The organism is Pseudonocardia sp. TMWB2A (assembly GCF_017312135.1).
The window spans coordinates 2195348-2212436 of sequence record NZ_QKQY01000001.1 but is presented as its reverse complement, the minus strand read 5'-3'; the positions used below and the strand labels follow the sequence as shown (position 1 = coordinate 2212436).

12 protein-coding genes are annotated in these 17089 nt (G+C 60.0%); 3 read left to right on the top strand and 9 right to left on the bottom strand.

Going from position 1 to position 17089, the window contains the following annotated elements; genetic code table 11:
* Positions 1 to 194: 194 nt before the first annotated feature.
* A complete protein-coding gene (gene polA / locus DMP17_RS10230; protein WP_337828978.1) occupies positions 195 to 3023 on the bottom strand; it encodes a DNA polymerase I in 2829 nt (942 codons plus the stop codon).
* 149 nt (positions 3024 to 3172) lie between these two features.
* Between polA and DMP17_RS10225 the strand changes: the two genes are divergently transcribed.
* Positions 3173 to 3496 carry a hypothetical protein gene (locus DMP17_RS10225; RefSeq protein WP_337828977.1) on the top strand — a complete coding sequence of 108 codons (324 nt, stop codon included), beginning with the start codon at positions 3173 to 3175 and terminating at the stop codon, positions 3494 to 3496.
* Here DMP17_RS10225 and DMP17_RS10220 read toward each other — a convergent pair.
* The 4 genes from DMP17_RS10220 to DMP17_RS10205 all read right to left on the bottom strand — a co-directional run bounded on the left by DMP17_RS10220 (position 3415) and on the right by DMP17_RS10205 (position 8962).
* A complete protein-coding gene (locus tag DMP17_RS10220) occupies positions 3415 to 5073 on the bottom strand; it encodes an FAD-binding oxidoreductase (protein ID WP_337828976.1) in 1659 nt (552 codons plus the stop codon). The genes DMP17_RS10225 and DMP17_RS10220 overlap by 82 nt on opposite strands.
* 101 nt (positions 5074 to 5174) lie before the next feature.
* Positions 5175 to 7052, bottom strand: a complete 1878-nt coding sequence (locus DMP17_RS10215; protein ID WP_337828975.1) for an ABCB family ABC transporter ATP-binding protein/permease — start codon at positions 7050 to 7052, stop codon at positions 5175 to 5177.
* A gap of 40 nt (positions 7053 to 7092) precedes the next feature.
* Complete coding sequence (locus DMP17_RS10210; RefSeq protein WP_337828974.1) at positions 7093 to 8091, bottom strand: polysaccharide deacetylase family protein; 999 nt, start codon at positions 8089 to 8091, stop codon at positions 7093 to 7095.
* Between the two features lie 442 nt (positions 8092 to 8533).
* Positions 8534 to 8962, bottom strand: coding sequence for an RrF2 family transcriptional regulator (locus DMP17_RS10205; RefSeq protein ID WP_337828973.1), 429 nt, complete (start codon positions 8960 to 8962; stop codon positions 8534 to 8536).
* A 423-nt stretch (positions 8963 to 9385) separates the two neighbouring features.
* On the opposite strand from DMP17_RS10205, the gene gyrB reads away from it, so the two are divergent.
* The gene (gene gyrB / locus DMP17_RS10200) at positions 9386 to 11962 is read left to right on the top strand and encodes a DNA topoisomerase (ATP-hydrolyzing) subunit B (protein WP_337828972.1); all 2577 of its coding nucleotides are present in this window, start codon (positions 9386 to 9388) and stop codon (positions 11960 to 11962) included.
* Positions 11963 to 12197: 235 nt separating this feature from the next.
* A complete protein-coding gene (locus tag DMP17_RS10195; protein WP_337828971.1) occupies positions 12198 to 13664 on the top strand; it encodes an ATP-binding protein in 1467 nt (488 codons plus the stop codon).
* A 143-nt stretch (positions 13665 to 13807) separates the two neighbouring features.
* Here the strand turns inward: DMP17_RS10195 and DMP17_RS10190 are convergent, their stop codons facing one another.
* The 4 genes from DMP17_RS10190 to DMP17_RS10175 form a co-directional block, all read right to left on the bottom strand.
* Positions 13808 to 14101, bottom strand: a complete 294-nt coding sequence (locus DMP17_RS10190; protein ID WP_337828970.1) for a GIY-YIG nuclease family protein — start codon at positions 14099 to 14101, stop codon at positions 13808 to 13810.
* A gap of 154 nt (positions 14102 to 14255) precedes the next feature.
* Positions 14256 to 14801 carry a single-stranded DNA-binding protein gene (gene ssb / locus DMP17_RS10185; protein ID WP_337828969.1) on the bottom strand — a complete coding sequence of 182 codons (546 nt, stop codon included), beginning with the start codon at positions 14799 to 14801 and terminating at the stop codon, positions 14256 to 14258.
* 72 nt (positions 14802 to 14873) lie between these two features.
* Positions 14874 to 16838 carry a ferrous iron transport protein B gene (gene feoB, locus DMP17_RS10180; RefSeq protein WP_337828968.1) on the bottom strand — a complete coding sequence of 655 codons (1965 nt, stop codon included), beginning with the start codon at positions 16836 to 16838 and terminating at the stop codon, positions 14874 to 14876.
* On the bottom strand, positions 16835 to 17083 hold the full coding sequence (locus tag DMP17_RS10175; protein ID WP_337828967.1) for a FeoA family protein: 249 nt from the start codon (positions 17081 to 17083) through the stop codon (positions 16835 to 16837). The genes feoB and DMP17_RS10175 overlap by 4 nt, the downstream gene beginning before the upstream one ends.
* Positions 17084 to 17089: the final 6 nt, after the last annotated feature.

Below are 17089 nucleotides of genomic sequence, written 5' to 3'. Positions count from 1 at the left end.
TCTTCCCCTCTCCCCCTGTGGGAGAGGGTTGCGCAGACTTGCGAGCTTGCTCGCTAGTCGTAGCTGGGTGAGGGGTAAGCGGTCGCTTGCGACCGCGCGAGGCAAAGCCTCGCTTTCACCCTCATCCAACTGCGCCTAATTCGCTACGCTCATAAGGCTCCATATCCTTCTCCCATCAAGGGAGAAGGGAAAACTTAATGCGCTTTGCCCCAAGATGGGCCTGTGCCAATCTCGACACCCAGCGGCACGGTCAGTTTCACTGCGGGTTCCGCAGCGCCTTCCATGACCGCACGGATCACCTTGCTCGCCGCTTCCACATCCCCTTCCGGCAATTCGAAGACCAGTTCGTCATGGACCTGAAGCAGCATCTTCACATCGGCTAGCCCCGCCTCCAGCAAAGCTGGCCCCATGCGGGTCATCGCGCGTTTGATGATGTCGGCGCTGGTGCCCTGGATTGGCGCGTTGATCGCCGCGCGTTCGGAGCCTGCGCGCTCATTCTGGTTCTTGGCGTTCAACCGCGGAAAGTGGGTTTTGCGCCCGAATAATGTTTCGGTGTAGCCCTTCTCCCGCGCCAATTCTAACGTCATCGCGATATAATTGCTGATGCCGGGGAAGCGTTCAAAATAGCGGTTGATCATGTCCTGCGCTTCATCGGGCGTGATCTCCAGACGCCCCGCCAGCCCCCAGCGCGAAATGCCATAGAGGATCGAAAAGTTGATCGTCTTGGCCCGCCCGCGCGTGTCGCGATTAACCTCGCCGAACAGTTCCTGCGCGGTGGTCGCGTGAATATCCTCGCCATCTAGGAACGCCTGACGCAGCGCAGGCACATCGGCCATATGCGCGGCCAAGCGCAGCTCGATCTGGCTATAGTCGGCGGCGAGCAGCACATGGCCGGGGCTGGCGATAAACGCATCGCGCAATTGCCGCCCGACCTCGGTGCGGATCGGGATATTCTGCAAATTGGGGTCGTTCGACGACAAGCGCCCGGTCTGCGCGCCGGTGAGGCTATAGCTGGTATGCACGCGCCCCGTTTTGGGGTTCACCTGTGTTTGCAGCGCATCGGTATAGGTGGATTTGAGCTTGGTGAGCTGCCGCCATTCCAGAATCTTGCGCGCAATCGGGACACCATCCTTGGCGAGCCGTTCGAGTTCGGTCACATCGGTGGAGTAAATGCCCGACTTGCCCTTGCGCCCGCCTTTGAGGCCCATTTTGTCGAACAATATGTCGCCCAATTGTTTGGGGCTGCCAATCGTGAAAGGCTGGCCCGCAAGGCTGTGGATCTCGCCCTCCAACCGCATCGCCTCTTCGGCAAATTCGCCCGACAATTTTTTGAGGTAAGCGACGTCGACCAAAATCCCCTGTTGCTCCATGCCCGATATGACGGGGACGAGCGGGCGGTCGACCATTTCATAAACGCGCGTCGCCCCTTCTTGCGGCAGGCGATGCTTGAACGAGCGCCACAAGCGCCAGGTCACTTCGGCATCTTCGGCCGCATAGCCAAGCGCGGTGTCGAGCGGGACTTCGCTAAACTTAATCTCCTTTTTCCCCGTGCCGCACACATCTTTATAGGCGATACATTCATGGCCGAGATGGAGTTTCGCCAGATCATCCATGCCATGATTATGCTGACCCGAATCAAGGTCGAAACTCATGACGATACTATCATCGAGCGGCGCAGGCGCGCCAAAGCCGTGGCGCTCCAATATGGTCAGATCATATTTGCCATTATGCGCGACCTTGAGGATGGTTTCATCCGCGAACATCGGCGCAAGGATGCGGCGCGCATCGTCGAAACTTAGCTGTTCGGGCCGCTCGGCGAACATATCGCTGCTGCTCTTATGGTCGAGCGGGATATAGCAAGCGCGCCCCGCACCGGTCGAAAGCGAAATACCGCACAGATCGGCGCTGGTCGCATCAAGCCCGCTGGTTTCGGTATCGAATGCGACCACGCCCAACCGCTTTGCCTCCGCCACCCATTTTTCAAGCGCGGCGTCGGTGACGACCAGTTCATAAAGGCTGCGATCAATCGGCGGCAGTTCGGGGAGTGTTGCAGTTGCTATGGCTGGCGCTGCGGTTCCCTTTTGCGGCGCGGATTGCCCGGCAATCGCGGCGGCAAATTCGCGCGATGCGAGCGAGGATCCGCTCGACGCCGGCCCGCCCAATTTGGACAGCAGCGACTTGAAGCCATGATGCTCCAGAAACGCCTGCAACGGTTCGGTCGGGATACCGTCCAAGTCGAAACTTTCCAGCGTGGCGGGGAGCGGGTCGACATTACATTCGAGTTCCACCAGCTTGCGCGACAATAAGGCCATGTCGCGATGCTCGATAAGATTTTCGCGCATCTTGGAGGGTTTCATGTCGGGCGCGGCGTCCAAAATCGCTTGCAAACTGCCATATTCGAGCATCAGCTTGGTCGCGGTCTTTGGACCGATGCCGGGGACGCCGGGGACATTGTCGACGCTGTCGCCCATCAGCGCGAGTACATCGCCGACCTTTTCCGGCCCGACGCCGAATTTTTCGATCACCGCCTCGCGCCCAAGCCGCACATTTTTCATCGTGTCGAGCATATCCACACCCGGCTCGATCAACTGCATCAAATCCTTGTCGGCGCTGACGATGGTGACATCGAAGCCTTGCGCTAACGCGGCCTTGGTATAGCAGGCAATCAGGTCATCGGCTTCATAGCCCGGCAATTCGATGCACGGCACCGAAAAGGCGCGCGTTGCATCGCGGATCATCGGAAATTGCGGCTTTAAATCTTCGGGCGGCTCGGGACGATTGGCCTTATATTGGTCATACATCTCGTTACGGAAACTGCCGCCCGGTGGGTCAAGAATAACCGCCAAATGGGTCGGCCCATCGGCCTTGTCGAGCGCATCGACAAGTTTCCACAACATCGTCGTATAGCCATAAACCGCCCCCACCGGCTCGCCCCTAATGTTCGTGAGCGGCGGCAAGCGGTGATAGGCCCGGAAAATATAAGAGGAGCCATCGACGAGATAGAGATGATTCTTTTGTGCCATAAGGGCAGGCTATAGCAGGATGGTAAGCGATGCGAAGGGGGGCAACGTCTTTGACCTTCGGGGCTAAGCCGGTGTAGCCAAGAGTTGATCGCATGAGGCCTAAACAAGGGGCCTAAACAATCGGCACGGAAAGGAAGGGAAGCGGCAAAATGGGGAAAGATATTTCCTTTCGCCTGCTCCGCTGGTGCGGCCTCGCAGCGCTGGTGCTGGGCCTATGGGCGGGCATCATGCTCGCCATGCCTTTTGTCGGGCCGCAAGGACGACAGGTGGCGGTGGTCGGCGATGCGGCGCAGGCGGTGCGGGTGATTGCAGCGGCTGGCGGCGCGGTGGTCGAAGTGCGGCGCGGGGCGACGCTCGCCATTTCAAGCGACCCGGATTTCCCGCAACGGCTTTATGCCGCAGGCGCGCCGCTGGTGCTGGAAGGCAGGGTAGCGGCAGGCTGTTTCCCGCGCGCTTCGACCTCCGGCGCATAACGCGCATACCAGCTATTCGAAAACAGCCCGTCGGGATCCCAGCGGCGCTTTTCGGCGATAAAGTCCGGCAGCATCGGATAGGAGGCAAGCAATTGATCGGTGCTGTAATGAAGCTGGTAGGGCAGAAAAAAGCGGCCGCCTTGGCGGTGGGTGAGGTCGATAAGGTCGCTGGTAAGCTTGGCCATGCGCTGATTGCCCGCTGCATCGGTCGGCTGGTTGATATACAGCACCAGCGAAAACGCCTTTTGCGGCGCATAGCTTAGCGCATTATCCTCGGCATCCACCGCGCGGATCGAAGCGTTGACAAGGTTCACCTGCTGCGCTTCGAATGCCGCCCGCATCCCGTCAATAAACGGCACGATGCGGTCACGCGGCACGAAATATTCGTGCAAAATGTCGGTCTCTTTGGGGAGCGCGTCGCGCAGATAAGGAACGCTGTCGTGCATCGGATCATTGCGCGACACAAGGCAGGCCTCGCCATCGCCCATCGCCTGTGCGCGGGTGATGGTGCAGCTTTCGATGCGATGTTCGACATGTTTTTCCGCCCACCATTTGGCCGATTTGAAAAAATCGTTGCGCTTGGACAGATTGACCGTCAGCCGCCGCAATTTGGTCGAGGAAATTTCGGTGAGCGGCGCGCGCTCAAGCGCCTGATCCTCGCCATGTTTGCGATAGCTATAGACCAGCGTTTCGCGGAGCAGGTTGCCGGGCGCGGTCGATAGATGTGCATAAGTGAGGCCGATGGCCGGATCGGCTTCGATACCGGCAAAGGTTGCGGGGAAATCCTTATAGTCGATGATTGTGCGGCCGGAGCGATAGACATCGTTCGGCACCACATCCAATGTCGCATCGAGCACAATGCCGAACAGACCATAGCCGCCGATAATATGGCGGAACAGGTCGGGATTTTCTTGCCGCGAGGCGGTCACAATCCTGCCATCGGCGAGCATCACCCGCATCGACCGCAACGACCCCATCACCGCGCCCGCTTGATGGTCCATGCCATGCGCATTGACCGCTATCGACCCGCCGACGGTGAAAATATCGGTCGATTGCATGGCTTTGACCGCAAAGCGCGGATGGATTGCCTTTTGGATGTCGTGCCAAGTCGCGCCTGCGCCAACGGTGACGGTGCGCGCGGCGCTATCCAGAACAATCTTGTTCAGCCCGCGCATATCGAGCACCACGCCGCCCGCGCGGAACGCTTGGCCGCCCATACTATGCTTGGCCCCTGCCGCCGTGAGGGTGAGGCCGCTGGCCTTGGCATAGCTAAGCGCCTTGGCAATATCGGCATCGCTTTTGACCGCAACAATGCCCGCAACCGGCGTACGGTTAAGGCAGCTCGCATCATTGATGGTGCCGCCCTTCTGCGCCCATGCGGGTTCGCCTGCCACGCCCGTTGCTGCACCCGTTAGCGACGGCGGGGCGTCCAGAAACGCCCCGCAATCCTTTGGCCCTGTCGGGTCGGCGGCCAAGGGCCATGCATAAATAGTCGCGCCTGCCGCAGCCAAAGCCAGCGCCGATACGCCGATAAGCCAGCGTTTGCGGCGCGGTGACGGGCGGGCAGTTGCGGTCATATCTTCCCTTCAAGCTGTACCATAGCGGGGGCGGTATCGGCCCATGCTAGCCCGAAATTTGCCCGCAATTCAATATGGGGGAAGGCGAAAGGATATTGGCTCTAGCTATCGGCCAGCGACGGCGCGGCCGCAAATGCGCCTTTTTCCGGTGCCCCATCCGGCGCATCGCGTTCGGCCTGTTGGCGCGTCCACATTTCGGCATAAAGCCCGCGCTTGGCGAGCAATTCGGCATGGGTTCCGGTCTCGCGCACCACACCCTGTTCCAGCACAAGGATGCGGTCAGCGTCCGCGATGGTCGATAAACGGTGCGCGATGATGATGGTGGTGCGGCTTTCGGCGATGCGGTCCAGCGTCGCCTGTATTTCCGCTTCGGTGCGGCTGTCGAGCGCGGAGGTCGCTTCGTCCAGCACCAATATTGGCGGGTTTTTAAGAAGCGTGCGCGCAATTGCGATGCGCTGTTTTTCGCCGCCCGACAATTTAAGCCCGCGCTCGCCAACTTCGGTGTCATAGCCTTGCGGCAGGCTGTGGATGAAACCGGCAATCGCCGCGCCTTCTGCGGCCTGTTCAATCTGGGTCGGGGTCGCGCCTTCCCGGCCATAAGCGATATTATAGCCGACCGTGTCGTTAAACAGCACCGTATCCTGCGGCACGATGCCGATGGCCGCGCGCAAACTCGCCTGTTGCACCGCGTCAATATCCTGCCCGTCGATCAATATATGGCCCGATTGCGGGTCATAAAAACGGAATAAGAGCCGCGCGATGGTCGATTTGCCCGATCCGGACGGGCCGACAATCGCCAGCGTTTCGCCTGCGGGAACGTGGAAGCTCACGCCCTTCAAAATCTCGCGGTCCGGCTCATAGCCGAAACGCACATTGTCAAAGCGCACATCGCCCTTGCCCACCAGCAAAGGCAGTGCGCCCGGCTGATCGACAATTTCGGCAGGCGCGTCGATGAGGTTGAACATCGCGGCCATGTCGATGAGCCCTTGCCGGATGGTGCGATAGACCATGCCGAGCATATCCAAGGGGCGGAACAACTGGTTAAGCAAGGTGTTGACCACCACCACATCGCCGGTTGAAAATTGCCCTTTCGACCAACCCCATACGGTGAACGCCATCGCCCCGCCGAGCATCAAATTGGTGATGAGACTTTGCCCGACATTGAGCAGAGCAAGCGAATTTTCCGACCGCACGGCGGCTTTCGCATATTGGCGCGCGACCCACGAATAATGGCTGGTTTCCCGCTCTTCGGCGTTGAAATATTTGACCGTTTCATAATTGAGCAGGGAATCGACCGAACGCGACACGGTCTGCGTATCAAGGTCGTTCATCTCTTTACGCAAATGGTTGCGCCAATCGGTCACTTTCTGGGTGAAGAAAATATAGATGCCGACCATCACCACGGTTGCCGCCGCCAATTCCCAACTGAATTTGACGAGGAAAATGATAAGGACCACGGACAGTTCAATCGCGGTCGGCGCGATGTTGAACAATAGGAAATAGAGCATGGTGTCGATGCTCTTGGTGCCGCGCTCGATGACCTTGGTGACGGCCCCCGTGCGCCGCGACAGATGGAAGCGCAGCGACAGGCGGTGAAGATGGGCGAACACCGAACCGGCGAGGTGGACGGTGGCTTCTTGCCCCACTTTTTCGAAGATCCAGTTGCGGGCATTGTCGAACAATACCCCGCTGAACCGCGCGAGCGCATAGCTTGCGACCAGACCAATGGCGAGGAGAACCGCCGGCTCCATCCCCGGCTTCATCCGGTCGATGGCCGCACCGAACAGGAAGCCCATGCTGATCTGCACCGTCTTGGATGCCAGCACCAGCAACATCGCGCCGACGATGCGCAATTTAAGGTCGGGGCGGCCTTGCGGCCATAAATAGGGCAGGAACCGCCGCAGCGTGGCAAAGCCTGCTTCGTCGGGGGTTGCTGTAGGGTCAGCGATGCTGTGATGCGGTCCCGCCATCGGCTTCATATAAGCCATATCCGCTTAATCCCAAGGGGATGGGCGGGGATTATTCTGCCGCGACCCGCGCGCTATTTTTGGCGGCGTCCCGTGCGGCGGCCATATCGTCATAAATGGCCGACAGGGTGGTAAAGCCGCCGCCCAGTTCGTCGCGGAACCAGGTGAGGACGGTGCGGATCGTATCGTTGAACGCCTTCAATTCGGCATCATCGCGGACATAAGGCGTATGGCCCGCGACCAGAGAGGGGCTGTGATAGGTCAGCGTGAAGATGCGCTGGCCCTGGTCATGGAGCGCGCGCAACAGGCGGCATTGTTCCTGCGCGCTTACGCCTTCGGGGGTTAATCGCGCGCGGCTCACCAACCCCGACCGTGCGAGCGCGCCGACCAGATGGAGTTGCTTGGCGCGCACATTGTCGAACATGGTAGCAAAGGCCGGACCCAATCCCGACGCCGCGCCCGAAAAGCCTACGGTCAGCGGGATTTCGAGCAAAGTCTGTGCTTCATCAAGCCAGAAAGGCTGGTCCGGTGTCCCGCAATAATCGGGACCGCCATCGGCGGCAAAGCTGGTGTGCGGCACATGGCTGCAATCAATTTTATAGCCGAGGTCCGCAATCACTTCGGCCACAACCGGGCCAAAGCCATAACGGCCCGCCTTGAAAATGGTGGGCGCGGTGCCGAAGGACTGGGTGATGGCCCGATGCAGCGTTTCAATCTTGGCGCGCTGTAAGGCGGGCGGCAGGTTGCACAAATAGCTATTGTCGCGCGTGACATCCTCGTCATGCGGCGGGTTGACCCACGGGTGAAGCTGGGTGCCGATTTCGGCGCGCCCTTCGCGCTGCATCGCGCCCAGATAGGCGACCGAGTCCGGATCGACCGCAATCGGATAGTCGATGACATAAGTGGGGATGACGCCAAGATCATCGTAAATAGCGTGCGCGGCACATTGCTGGGTCATCGACGAAGTGGCCTGATTGGCGCGCGAAAAGGGCTGCGTCCAGTCAAACTCTTCTTCGGCATCGACGACTATGGCGAGTTGCGGCGTGCGCACATTTCCCCCTTAACAGGTTCAAAAGCAAAGGGGGCCGACTTGCGTCTTGTCCCCGATTTTCGACCCTATAACGCCCACCGGTTGCTTGGTCGTTAACATCCATAATGTAACGCGGGCGGGGCGCGCGGGCAATGGCGCATTAACCTGTGTAAATCAAAAGCCTAAGGGAAAACCGCTCCGTGAGGGTGCCAGAACCGACAAGGATGGGAGTCATCGTCTTATCGAACAGAAACCGCGGGAGGGGTGTCAAACATCCGGTTTCTCTATGCGCCAAGCAAGAACGATCATTGGGTTTGCCTTGCCGGTCCTGACGCTTTCAAGAATAACTCAACTCATTTAATTGACAATAGGCCGATGCGGCCTTTTCTGCGGCTTTGCGACCAGAGGAACGGCCTGCGCGACCAGTCGAGCGAGGGCGCGGGCCCGCCCTTTCAAATCCGTTTCAACCGACCGGTGTCGGATCGATTTTGTCCGCCAAAGTGATTCGGTCCAGCACCGATGCGGTTTCGTCGCGCACTTGCAGCATCAGGCTGCGCAAGCGGCAGACATCTTCGGCCACGCAATTTTTGCATTTTTCATGGGCATAGCGGCTCGCGCATGGCACGAGGGCGAGCGATCCGCGCGTCAGCCGCACAATATCGCCATAGCTGATATCGACCGCAGGCAGTGCCAGCTTATAGCCGCCATCGCGCCCGCGAAACGACAGAACAATGCCCTCGCGGCTCATTTCGGACAGGATAACGGTCAGGAATTTGGCCGGAATATTCTGTTTTTCCGAAATTTCGGCGAGCGGCACCGGGTCGCTGCGATCGACCTGATCGGCCAGATGCTGGAGCGCGCGAATGGTGTAGCGGGTTTTTTGCGACAACATTGTTCGACGAACCTCGTATCGGGCCTTGGGACGCAAGGCAGCCTGAACGGATGGCCTTATGCCGCCTGCACAGCCTCATAGGACAGGGCTGGACAGAGCATCAGACCGGCGGAACAGCCTCAACAAAATCGGTTGAGATTTAACACGCGCCTAGTGCGGCGCATCCCCAACGTCAAGCCGCGCGGATTTTACAAATTCACATAGTTCACACGCTAACCGCTTTTATTTCCACATCTGTATGCGCTTTTTCCATCCTGTGGCGGGTTTCGCCTTGCCCGACAGACAAAATAAACGTGGGCATAGCCTGTCTGCCGATTTCCTACCCGTCAAGCCGCCTGTGCAAAACGAGAATAGGGGGGATGAAGGCCGGATTTTGGACCTTTTTTACTTGGGCTTTGGGGGGCATCTCTGTATAGAATCCGCATGAGCGATACGAACGATAAAACCACCCCCGAAAATCCCCAAAATCCGGCTGCTTCAGGCAATTATGGCGCCGAAAGCATCAAGGTGCTGAAAGGCCTTGATGCGGTGCGCAAACGCCCTGGCATGTATATTGGCGATACCGATGACGGTTCGGGCCTCCACCATATGGTGTTCGAGGTATCGGATAACTCGATTGACGAAGCCTTGGCGGGCCATGCCGACCATGTGCTGATCCAGCTCAACCCCGACGGTTCGGTGTCGGTCGAAGATAATGGCCGCGGGATTCCGGTTGGCATCCACCCCGAAGAAGGGATTTCCGCCGCCGAGGTCATCATGACCCAGCTTCACGCGGGCGGGAAATTTGAAAATACCACCGAAGGCAATGCCTATAAGGTATCGGGCGGCCTCCACGGCGTCGGTGTGTCGGTGGTGAACGCGCTCAGCGAATATCTGGAACTGACCGTATGGCGCGAGGGCAAGGAGCATTGGATGCGCTTCCGTCATGGCGATGCCGAAGCGCCGCTCGCGGTGCGCGGCGATGCGCCAATGGTGGACGGCAAACCGAAGCGCGGCACCCGCGTGACCTTCCTTGCATCGACCGACACGTTCAAAAATGTCACCGAATTCGACTTTGAAAAGCTGGAGCATCGCTATCGCGAACTCGCCTTCCTCAATTCGGGCGTGCGCATATTGCTTGCCGATAATCGCGGCGAAGATCCGGTTAATCATGACCTGTTTTACGAAGGCGGGATTGCGGCGTTCGTCAATTATCTCGACCGCAACAAGACCAAGATCATCCCCGATCCGGTCGCGATTTCGTCCGAGCGCGATGGCGTCGGCATCGACGTCGCGCTCGAATGGAATGACAGCTATTATGAAAATGTGCTGTGCTTCACCAATAATATCCCGCAGCGCGATGGCGGCACCCATTTGGCGGCGTTCCGCGCGGCCTTGACCCGCACGCTCAACAATTATGCGGAAAAGTCGGGGATGCTCAAAAAGGAGAAGGTCAACCTTACTGGCGACGATATGCGCGAAGGCTTGACCGCGATTGTGTCGGTCAAATTGCCCGACCCCAAATTCTCCTCGCAGACCAAGGATAAGCTGGTGTCGTCCGAAGTGCGCCAGCCTTTGGAAAGCCTGATGGCCGACAAGCTCGCCGAATGGCTCGAAGAAAATCCCGCGCACGCCAAATCGGTCGTGCAAAAGATTATCGACGCCGCCGCCGCCCGCGAAGCGGCGCGCAAGGCGCGCGATTTGACCCGCCGCAAGGGGGTGATGGATATTGCTTCGCTCCCCGGCAAGCTTGCCGATTGTCAGGAACGCGATCCGGCCAAGTCCGAACTGTTCCTCGTCGAAGGCGACTCCGCAGGCGGCTCGGCCAAACAGGGCCGCGACCGCCATTATCAGGCGATTTTGCCGCTCAAGGGCAAGATCCTCAATGTCGAACGCGCGCGGTTTGACCGCATCATTTCCTCGAAGGAAGTCGGCACGCTTATCCAGGCGATGGGCACCGGTATCCGCGACGAGTTCAACATCGAAAAATTGCGCTACCACAAGATCGTCATCATGACCGACGCCGACGTTGACGGCGCGCATATCCGCACCTTGTTGCTGACCTTCTTCTATCGCCAGATGCCGGAAATCGTCGAAGGCGGCTATCTCTACATCGCCCAGCCGCCGCTCTATAAAGTGGCCAAGGGGCGCAGCGAGGTTTATTTGAAGGATGATGCCGCGCTCGATCAATATCTGGTCGATGCCGGGATTGATGCGCTGCGGCTCGATACGGCGGGCGGCCCGCGTTCGGGCAATGATTTGCGCGACCTGATCGACCATGCGCGGCGGATGCGCAACCTCATGCGCTATGTCCCGCGCCGCTATGATGGGGGACTGATCGAGGCGCTGGCGATCAACAGCGCGCTAGATCCCGATGCCAGCGATGCCGCGCGCGATACCGCTTTGGACAAGGTCGCCACCTGGCTCACCGCCGCCGATAGCGAAGCGCGCTGGTCGGCGCGTCGCACCGAAAGCGGGGGCTATCATCTCGAACGGTTGTGGCGCGGCGTGACCGACCATCACCCGATCGAAGCCGCTTTTCTTGGCTCGCAGGAAGCGCGTCGCCTCCATGCGCTCGCCACCGAACGCGCGGCAGATTATGACCGCGTCTCCAAGCTGGTGCGCCTCTCTGCCGCAGCGGTCGCTGCCGAAAAGGCAGCCGAAGCGGCCAATGCGGACAATCTTGCCGAAGATGCCGATGGCCTTGACGATGCCGCGATGGCCGCTGTCGATGATGCCAAGGGCGTTATCGTCACCCGCCCGAGCGAATTGCTGGAAGCGATCTTCGCGTCCAGCCGCAAGGGGCTGTCGGTGCAACGCTATAAGGGGCTGGGCGAAATGAATGCCGAACAGCTTTGGGAAACCACGCTCGACCCCGCCAACCGCTCGCTGTTGCAGGTCGAGGCCGAACAGGCCGACGTCGCGGACGAAATCTTCACCCGCCTGATGGGTGACGAAGTCGAACCACGCCGCGACTTCATTCAGGATAATGCGCTCAACGTCGCCAATCTCGACGTGTGAGGGGCGGATGTTTCCTTATCTCCGTTAGCCCTGAGCCTGTCGAAGGGCGTGGCGCGATACGGCACCCCGTGCTTCGACAAGCTCAGCACTAGCGGATTTGGGGAAGGGTAAGAATCCCTGACGCATAGGGAGAAGGTCCGAAAATCCCCGAACGGTTTGGGGAACGGGCGTGCGCACTAACGGGTTTCGGGCAAGGCCCACAAAGGTTTTCATAAGGAACGGATGATAGCGGGGCGTGACGGCACGGATTGAAATCGGGACAGAGCGGGGCGGGGCGTCCGTTCATATGGATGTCGAGGAATTGCTCGCCACCCGTTTGCTTGTGCAGGGCAATTCGGGGTCGGGCAAGTCTCATCTGCTGCGCCGTATCTTGGAAGAAAGCGCGCATCTCGTTCAACAGGTGGTGATCGACCCCGAAGGCGATTTTGCCAGCCTTGAAGACGCGTTCGGCCATGTCGTGGTGCAGGCCGATACCTATAATGAGCGCGAAATCGGGCGGATTGCAGCCCGCATCCGCGAACATCGCGCGTCGGTCGTGTTGAATCTTGAAGCCCTCGACGTCGAAGCGCAGATGAATTGCGCGGCGAGTTTCCTGAACGCCTTGTTCGATGCGCCGCGCGACCAATGGTATCCTGCACTGGTGGTGGTCGATGAAGCGCAACTCTTCGCGCCCGCGGCGGCTGGCGAAGTGTCGGACGCGGCGCGCCGCACCAGCCTGTCGGCGATGACCAACCTGATGTGCCGTGGCCGCAAGCGCGGCCTTGCCGGGATTATCGCGACGCAGCGGCTTGCGAAATTGGCGAAAAACGTCGCCGCCGAGGCGAGCAATTTCCTCATGGGCCGCACCTTTCTCGACATTGATATGGCGCGCGCGGCGGACCTGCTCGGCATGGAGCGGCGACAGGCGGAACAGATACGCGACCTTGAACGCGGCAGCTTTATCGGGCTTGGCCCAGCCGTCTCGCGTCGTCCGGTGGCGGTGAAAATCGGTGCGGTCAAAACCGCGTCCAAGCTTGGCGCGCACGGGCTGTTGCCGGTGCCGCAGATGGAATCGGGCGAGGTCCGCACCATGCTCTTTGCCGAACTGGAAGAAGAAGCGCCGCCGCCGCGTGTTGACCCCAAGCCACCGGTCGTGCCGGCCGATGATCTCATCCGGCAACTCGCCGCCTCTGCCGACACACCCGCAACGCCCGACGCGCCGCAGGAAGCGGGTATCGACCCCGACGCGATGGCCGCGGGCATATCGGACATATTGGCCGATATGCTGGCCGATCCCGACAGCATCCACCAGAATCAGGCAACGCTCTATCAGGATTTTTCGGTGCGTTGCCGGATGCGCAAAATGGTCAAAGCGCCGCTTGACCTTGCCGGATTCCGCAGGCGTTTTGCGCTCGCGCGCGCCGGGATATTTGACCCTGAAGCCGACCAATGGCGCGATTTGCTGGGGGTTGCCGACCGGCTACCCGAAGATATGCTCGCCCCCTTCGCGCTTATCGCCAAGGCCGCGATGGAAGAAGCGCCCTGCCCCGAAGACGCCGCCTTGGGCGCGGTCTATGGCACAAGCTCACCCGGCCGCATCCGCCGCCTTATCGACTATATGGAACGCCAAGGTGCCATTGTCGTGCGCACCGACTTCGGCGGCCGCCGCGCAATCGTGGTGCCCGATTTAGGGGTGAGCACGGGGAGTGAATTGGTGGAGTGAGGGGGGCGTAAGGTTAGTCCTGAGAGCCCAAAAAACTCCGCTAGTCCTGAGCTTGTCGAAGGACGCATATAATGCAAGCGCAATACTGATAGACGCCCTTCGACAAGCTCAGGGCTAGCGGGTTTGGGGGCGGTCAGAGAAGGTTATGGCTTCGGGCCTCCCTTGCTTTTCGCCAATGCCGAAACCAAATCCCAATCCCCGGCGATCAGCGCCTCTTTCTTGGCACGTGACCAGCCTTTGACCTGGCGTTCGGCCTGTTTGGCCTCTTCGCGGGTGAGGAAATATTGGGACCAGACGAGCGTAACCGGACGGCGTTTATAGGTATAGCCTTTGACCCATCCGCTTTGATGCTGGGCGATGCGCTGTTCCAGATTGTCCGTGTGACCGACATAATAATGACCGTCCGCGCAGCGCAGCATATAGGTCCAGAAATACATCCGTCATACGCTCCCTATAGATACCACTCGCCTATCAAAAAACTCCGTTATTCCTGAGCTTGTCGAAGGACGTGCATTAGTATTGCGCCTGCCTTACCCCCGCCCTTCGACAAGCTCAGGGCTAGCGGTATGGGGAGAGCGCGCGTCATTTTGTTCAAAACGGCACTTCGTCGTCGAGATCATTGTCGAAGGGGGAGCCGCCGCCTGAACCGCCGCCGAAATCATTGCCGCCCTGGTTCCAGCCGCCTCCCGACGAACCGCCGCCATATTGGCCGCCGCCGCCAGAGCCGCCACCCGACTGGCCGCCGCCCCAACCGTCATTGCTGCGGCCACCGCCGCCGCCGCCCGATGCGCCGTCGAGCATGACGAGTTTACCGTCAAAGCCGCCGACCGAAATTTCGGTGCTGTAACGGTCATTGCCGGACTGGTCCTGCCATTTGCGGGTGCGCAACTGGCCTTCGAGATAGACTTTGGAGCCTTTGCGCAGGAAGCGTTCGGCGACGCTGATCAGGCCGTCCGATTGCAGGACGACGCTATGCCATTCGGTGCGTTCTTTGCGCTCGCCGGTATTGCGGTCTTTCCAGTTTTCGGACGTGGCGACGCGCAAATTGGCAATCTTGCCGCCATTGGCAAAGCTTTTGACTTCGGGGTCCGCCCCCAAATTGCCGACCAATATGACCTTGTTGACGCTGCCTGCCATTACGCTCTCCGAAACTATTGAAGCGCGTGTCCTAGCCCAGCGGGCGGCGTCGGGCAATAAGCGCGATGCGCTTTATCCAAGCCCGAACCACACCGCCACCCAATAGGTCAGCCCCGCCGCGAGATAGGCGAGCGCGAACAGGTAAACGACCATGAAGGTGGTCCATTTCAAACTGTTGGTTTCGCGCCGCGTGACGGCGATGGTCGAGATGCATTGCGGTGCAAATACGAACCAGGCGAGGAAGGCCAGCGCGGTCGCCAGACTCCATTCGCTGCCTAATTTTTCGCCGAGGCTGAGATTGAGTTTTTCTTCGTCATCGCCCGCGTCAATCGAATTGGCGGTTGCGAGTGCGGCCACCGCGACTTCGCGCGCGGCCATGGCGGGGACGAGCGCGAGCGCAATATCTTCGTTAAAGCCGATCGGCTCGACCAAAGGCTCCAGCGTAGTCGCGATGCGTCCGGCGACCGAATAGCGCACCTGCGACATTTCGCTGCCATCGGGCGCTTTGGGGAAGCTCAACAGCGCCCACAGCACGATGGTGGTGAAGAAAATGATCGTGCCCGCGCGTTTCAGGAACAAGGCCGCGCGCTGCCACAGGCCGATGGCGACGTCCTTGGGCGAGGGCATTTGATAGCGCGGCAATTCCATCATCAGCCCCGCCGCATCGCCCTTGGTCACGGTGCGGCGCAGCGCCCATGCGACAATCATCGCGCCGATAATGCCGCTAATATAGAGGCCAAATAGCACAAGCCCTTGGAGGCCGACACCGACGCCCACCGACCGCGCCGGAATGAACGCACCGATGATGAGCGTGTAAACGGGAAGCCGCGCCGAACAGGTCATCAGCGGGGCGATAAGGATGGTGGTGAGCCGGTCCTTGGGGTCGGCAATCGCGCGCGTCGCCATAATCCCCGGAATTGCGCAGGCAAAACTCGACAGGAGCGGGATGAAGCCGCGTCCCGACAGGCCGACCTTGGCCATCAGTCCGTCCATGAGGAAAGCCGCGCGGGTCATATAGCCCGATGCTTCCAAAATCAGGATGAACAGGAACAGGATCAGAATTTGCGGCAGGAAAACGATGACCGACCCGACGCCCGCAATCACCCCATCGACGATGAAGGAGCGGATCAGCTCCCACGGCAAAGCGCCGATGAGCGGGCCGAGATTGGCGCGGATAAAATCGGGGGCGAGCCATTCGCCTGCGGTCGCACCGAGCCACTCCATGCCGCCTTCGATCCAGCCGATTGGTGCTTCGGACCAGGCGAATACCGCTTGGAACATCACAAACATCAGCGCGAGCAGGATCAAGGTTCCTGCGACCGGGTGCAAAAGGATTTTGTCGACGCGGCTGGTATTGGCGCGCGCATGGCCTTCGGAGGTCGTCGCGGCATCGGCAATTTTGCGTGCCTGAAGCCGCAACGCGCGGTCGCGCAGCACACCGGTTTCGACCGGCATATCCGCAACTGGCATATCTGCGGCAGTACCGTCTGAAACAGGATGCGCGGCCTGCGGCGTGACCGAGCGCAGCACACCATCGACCGCTTCCAGCAAGTCTTCCAAGCCCCGCCGCCGCACCGCGACGGTCGGCACCACCGGCACGCCAAGGTCGGCGGACAATCGCTCTATGTCGAAACGCATGCCGTCGCGGGTCGCCATGTCCATCATGTTGAGCGCGACCACGGTGGGCAATTTCTGGTCGATCAGTTCCAGCGCAAAACGCAAATGATTGTCGAGGTTCGACGCATCGAGGACGAGGATCAGCGCGTCGGGGCGGCGCTCGCCTTCCTGTGTGCCAAGCACGACATTGCGCGTAACGGCTTCGTCGGGGCTGGCGGGGGTCAGGCTGTAGCTGCCGGGCAGATCGACCAGTTCCATCGGGCGGCCGTCGCTGAACACCGCGCGCCCGCCTTTGCGTTCGACCGTGACGCCCGGATAGTTGGCGATTTTCTGCCGCGCGCCGGTGAGCGCATTGAACAGCGAGCTTTTGCCCGCATTGGGATTGCCGACAAGCGCGACGAGCGGAGCAGCGGCGCTCATAACGTCACCTCGACGTCGATGATGGCAGCATGGGCGTGGCGCACAATCACATCCATCCGCCCGACACGGATCGCCAACGGGTCGCGTGAAAACAGGCTGCCGCGATAGAGCGGTTCGACGTCCGCGCCTTCGATCAGGCCGAGTTCGCGCAAGCGGCGACCTTCGGCTTCACCAAGCCGGTGCCAGTCGATGTTGAGAATGATGGCACGGGTGCCGAGCGGGAGGGTATCGAGAGTTTGGGTCACCGGAAT

What these genes read in the sequence shown, in the direction of transcription:
- polA (WP_337828978.1), bottom strand. Translation starts at nt 3,023, where the DNA reads ATGGCACAAAAGAATCATCTCTATCTCGTCGATGGCTCCTCTTATATT.
- DMP17_RS10225 (WP_337828977.1), top strand. Translation starts at nt 3,173, where the DNA reads ATGGGGAAAGATATTTCCTTTCGCCTGCTCCGCTGGTGCGGCCTCGCA.
- DMP17_RS10220 (WP_337828976.1), bottom strand. Translation starts at nt 5,073, where the DNA reads ATGACCGCAACTGCCCGCCCGTCACCGCGCCGCAAACGCTGGCTTATC.
- DMP17_RS10215 (WP_337828975.1), bottom strand. Translation starts at nt 7,052, where the DNA reads ATGAAGCCGATGGCGGGACCGCATCACAGCATCGCTGACCCTACAGCA.
- DMP17_RS10205 (WP_337828973.1), bottom strand. Translation starts at nt 8,962, where the DNA reads ATGTTGTCGCAAAAAACCCGCTACACCATTCGCGCGCTCCAGCATCTG.
- gyrB (WP_337828972.1), top strand. Translation starts at nt 9,386, where the DNA reads ATGAGCGATACGAACGATAAAACCACCCCCGAAAATCCCCAAAATCCG.
- DMP17_RS10190 (WP_337828970.1), bottom strand. Translation starts at nt 14,101, where the DNA reads ATGTATTTCTGGACCTATATGCTGCGCTGCGCGGACGGTCATTATTAT.
- ssb (WP_337828969.1), bottom strand. Translation starts at nt 14,801, where the DNA reads ATGGCAGGCAGCGTCAACAAGGTCATATTGGTCGGCAATTTGGGGGCG.
- feoB (WP_337828968.1), bottom strand. Translation starts at nt 16,838, where the DNA reads ATGAGCGCCGCTGCTCCGCTCGTCGCGCTTGTCGGCAATCCCAATGCG.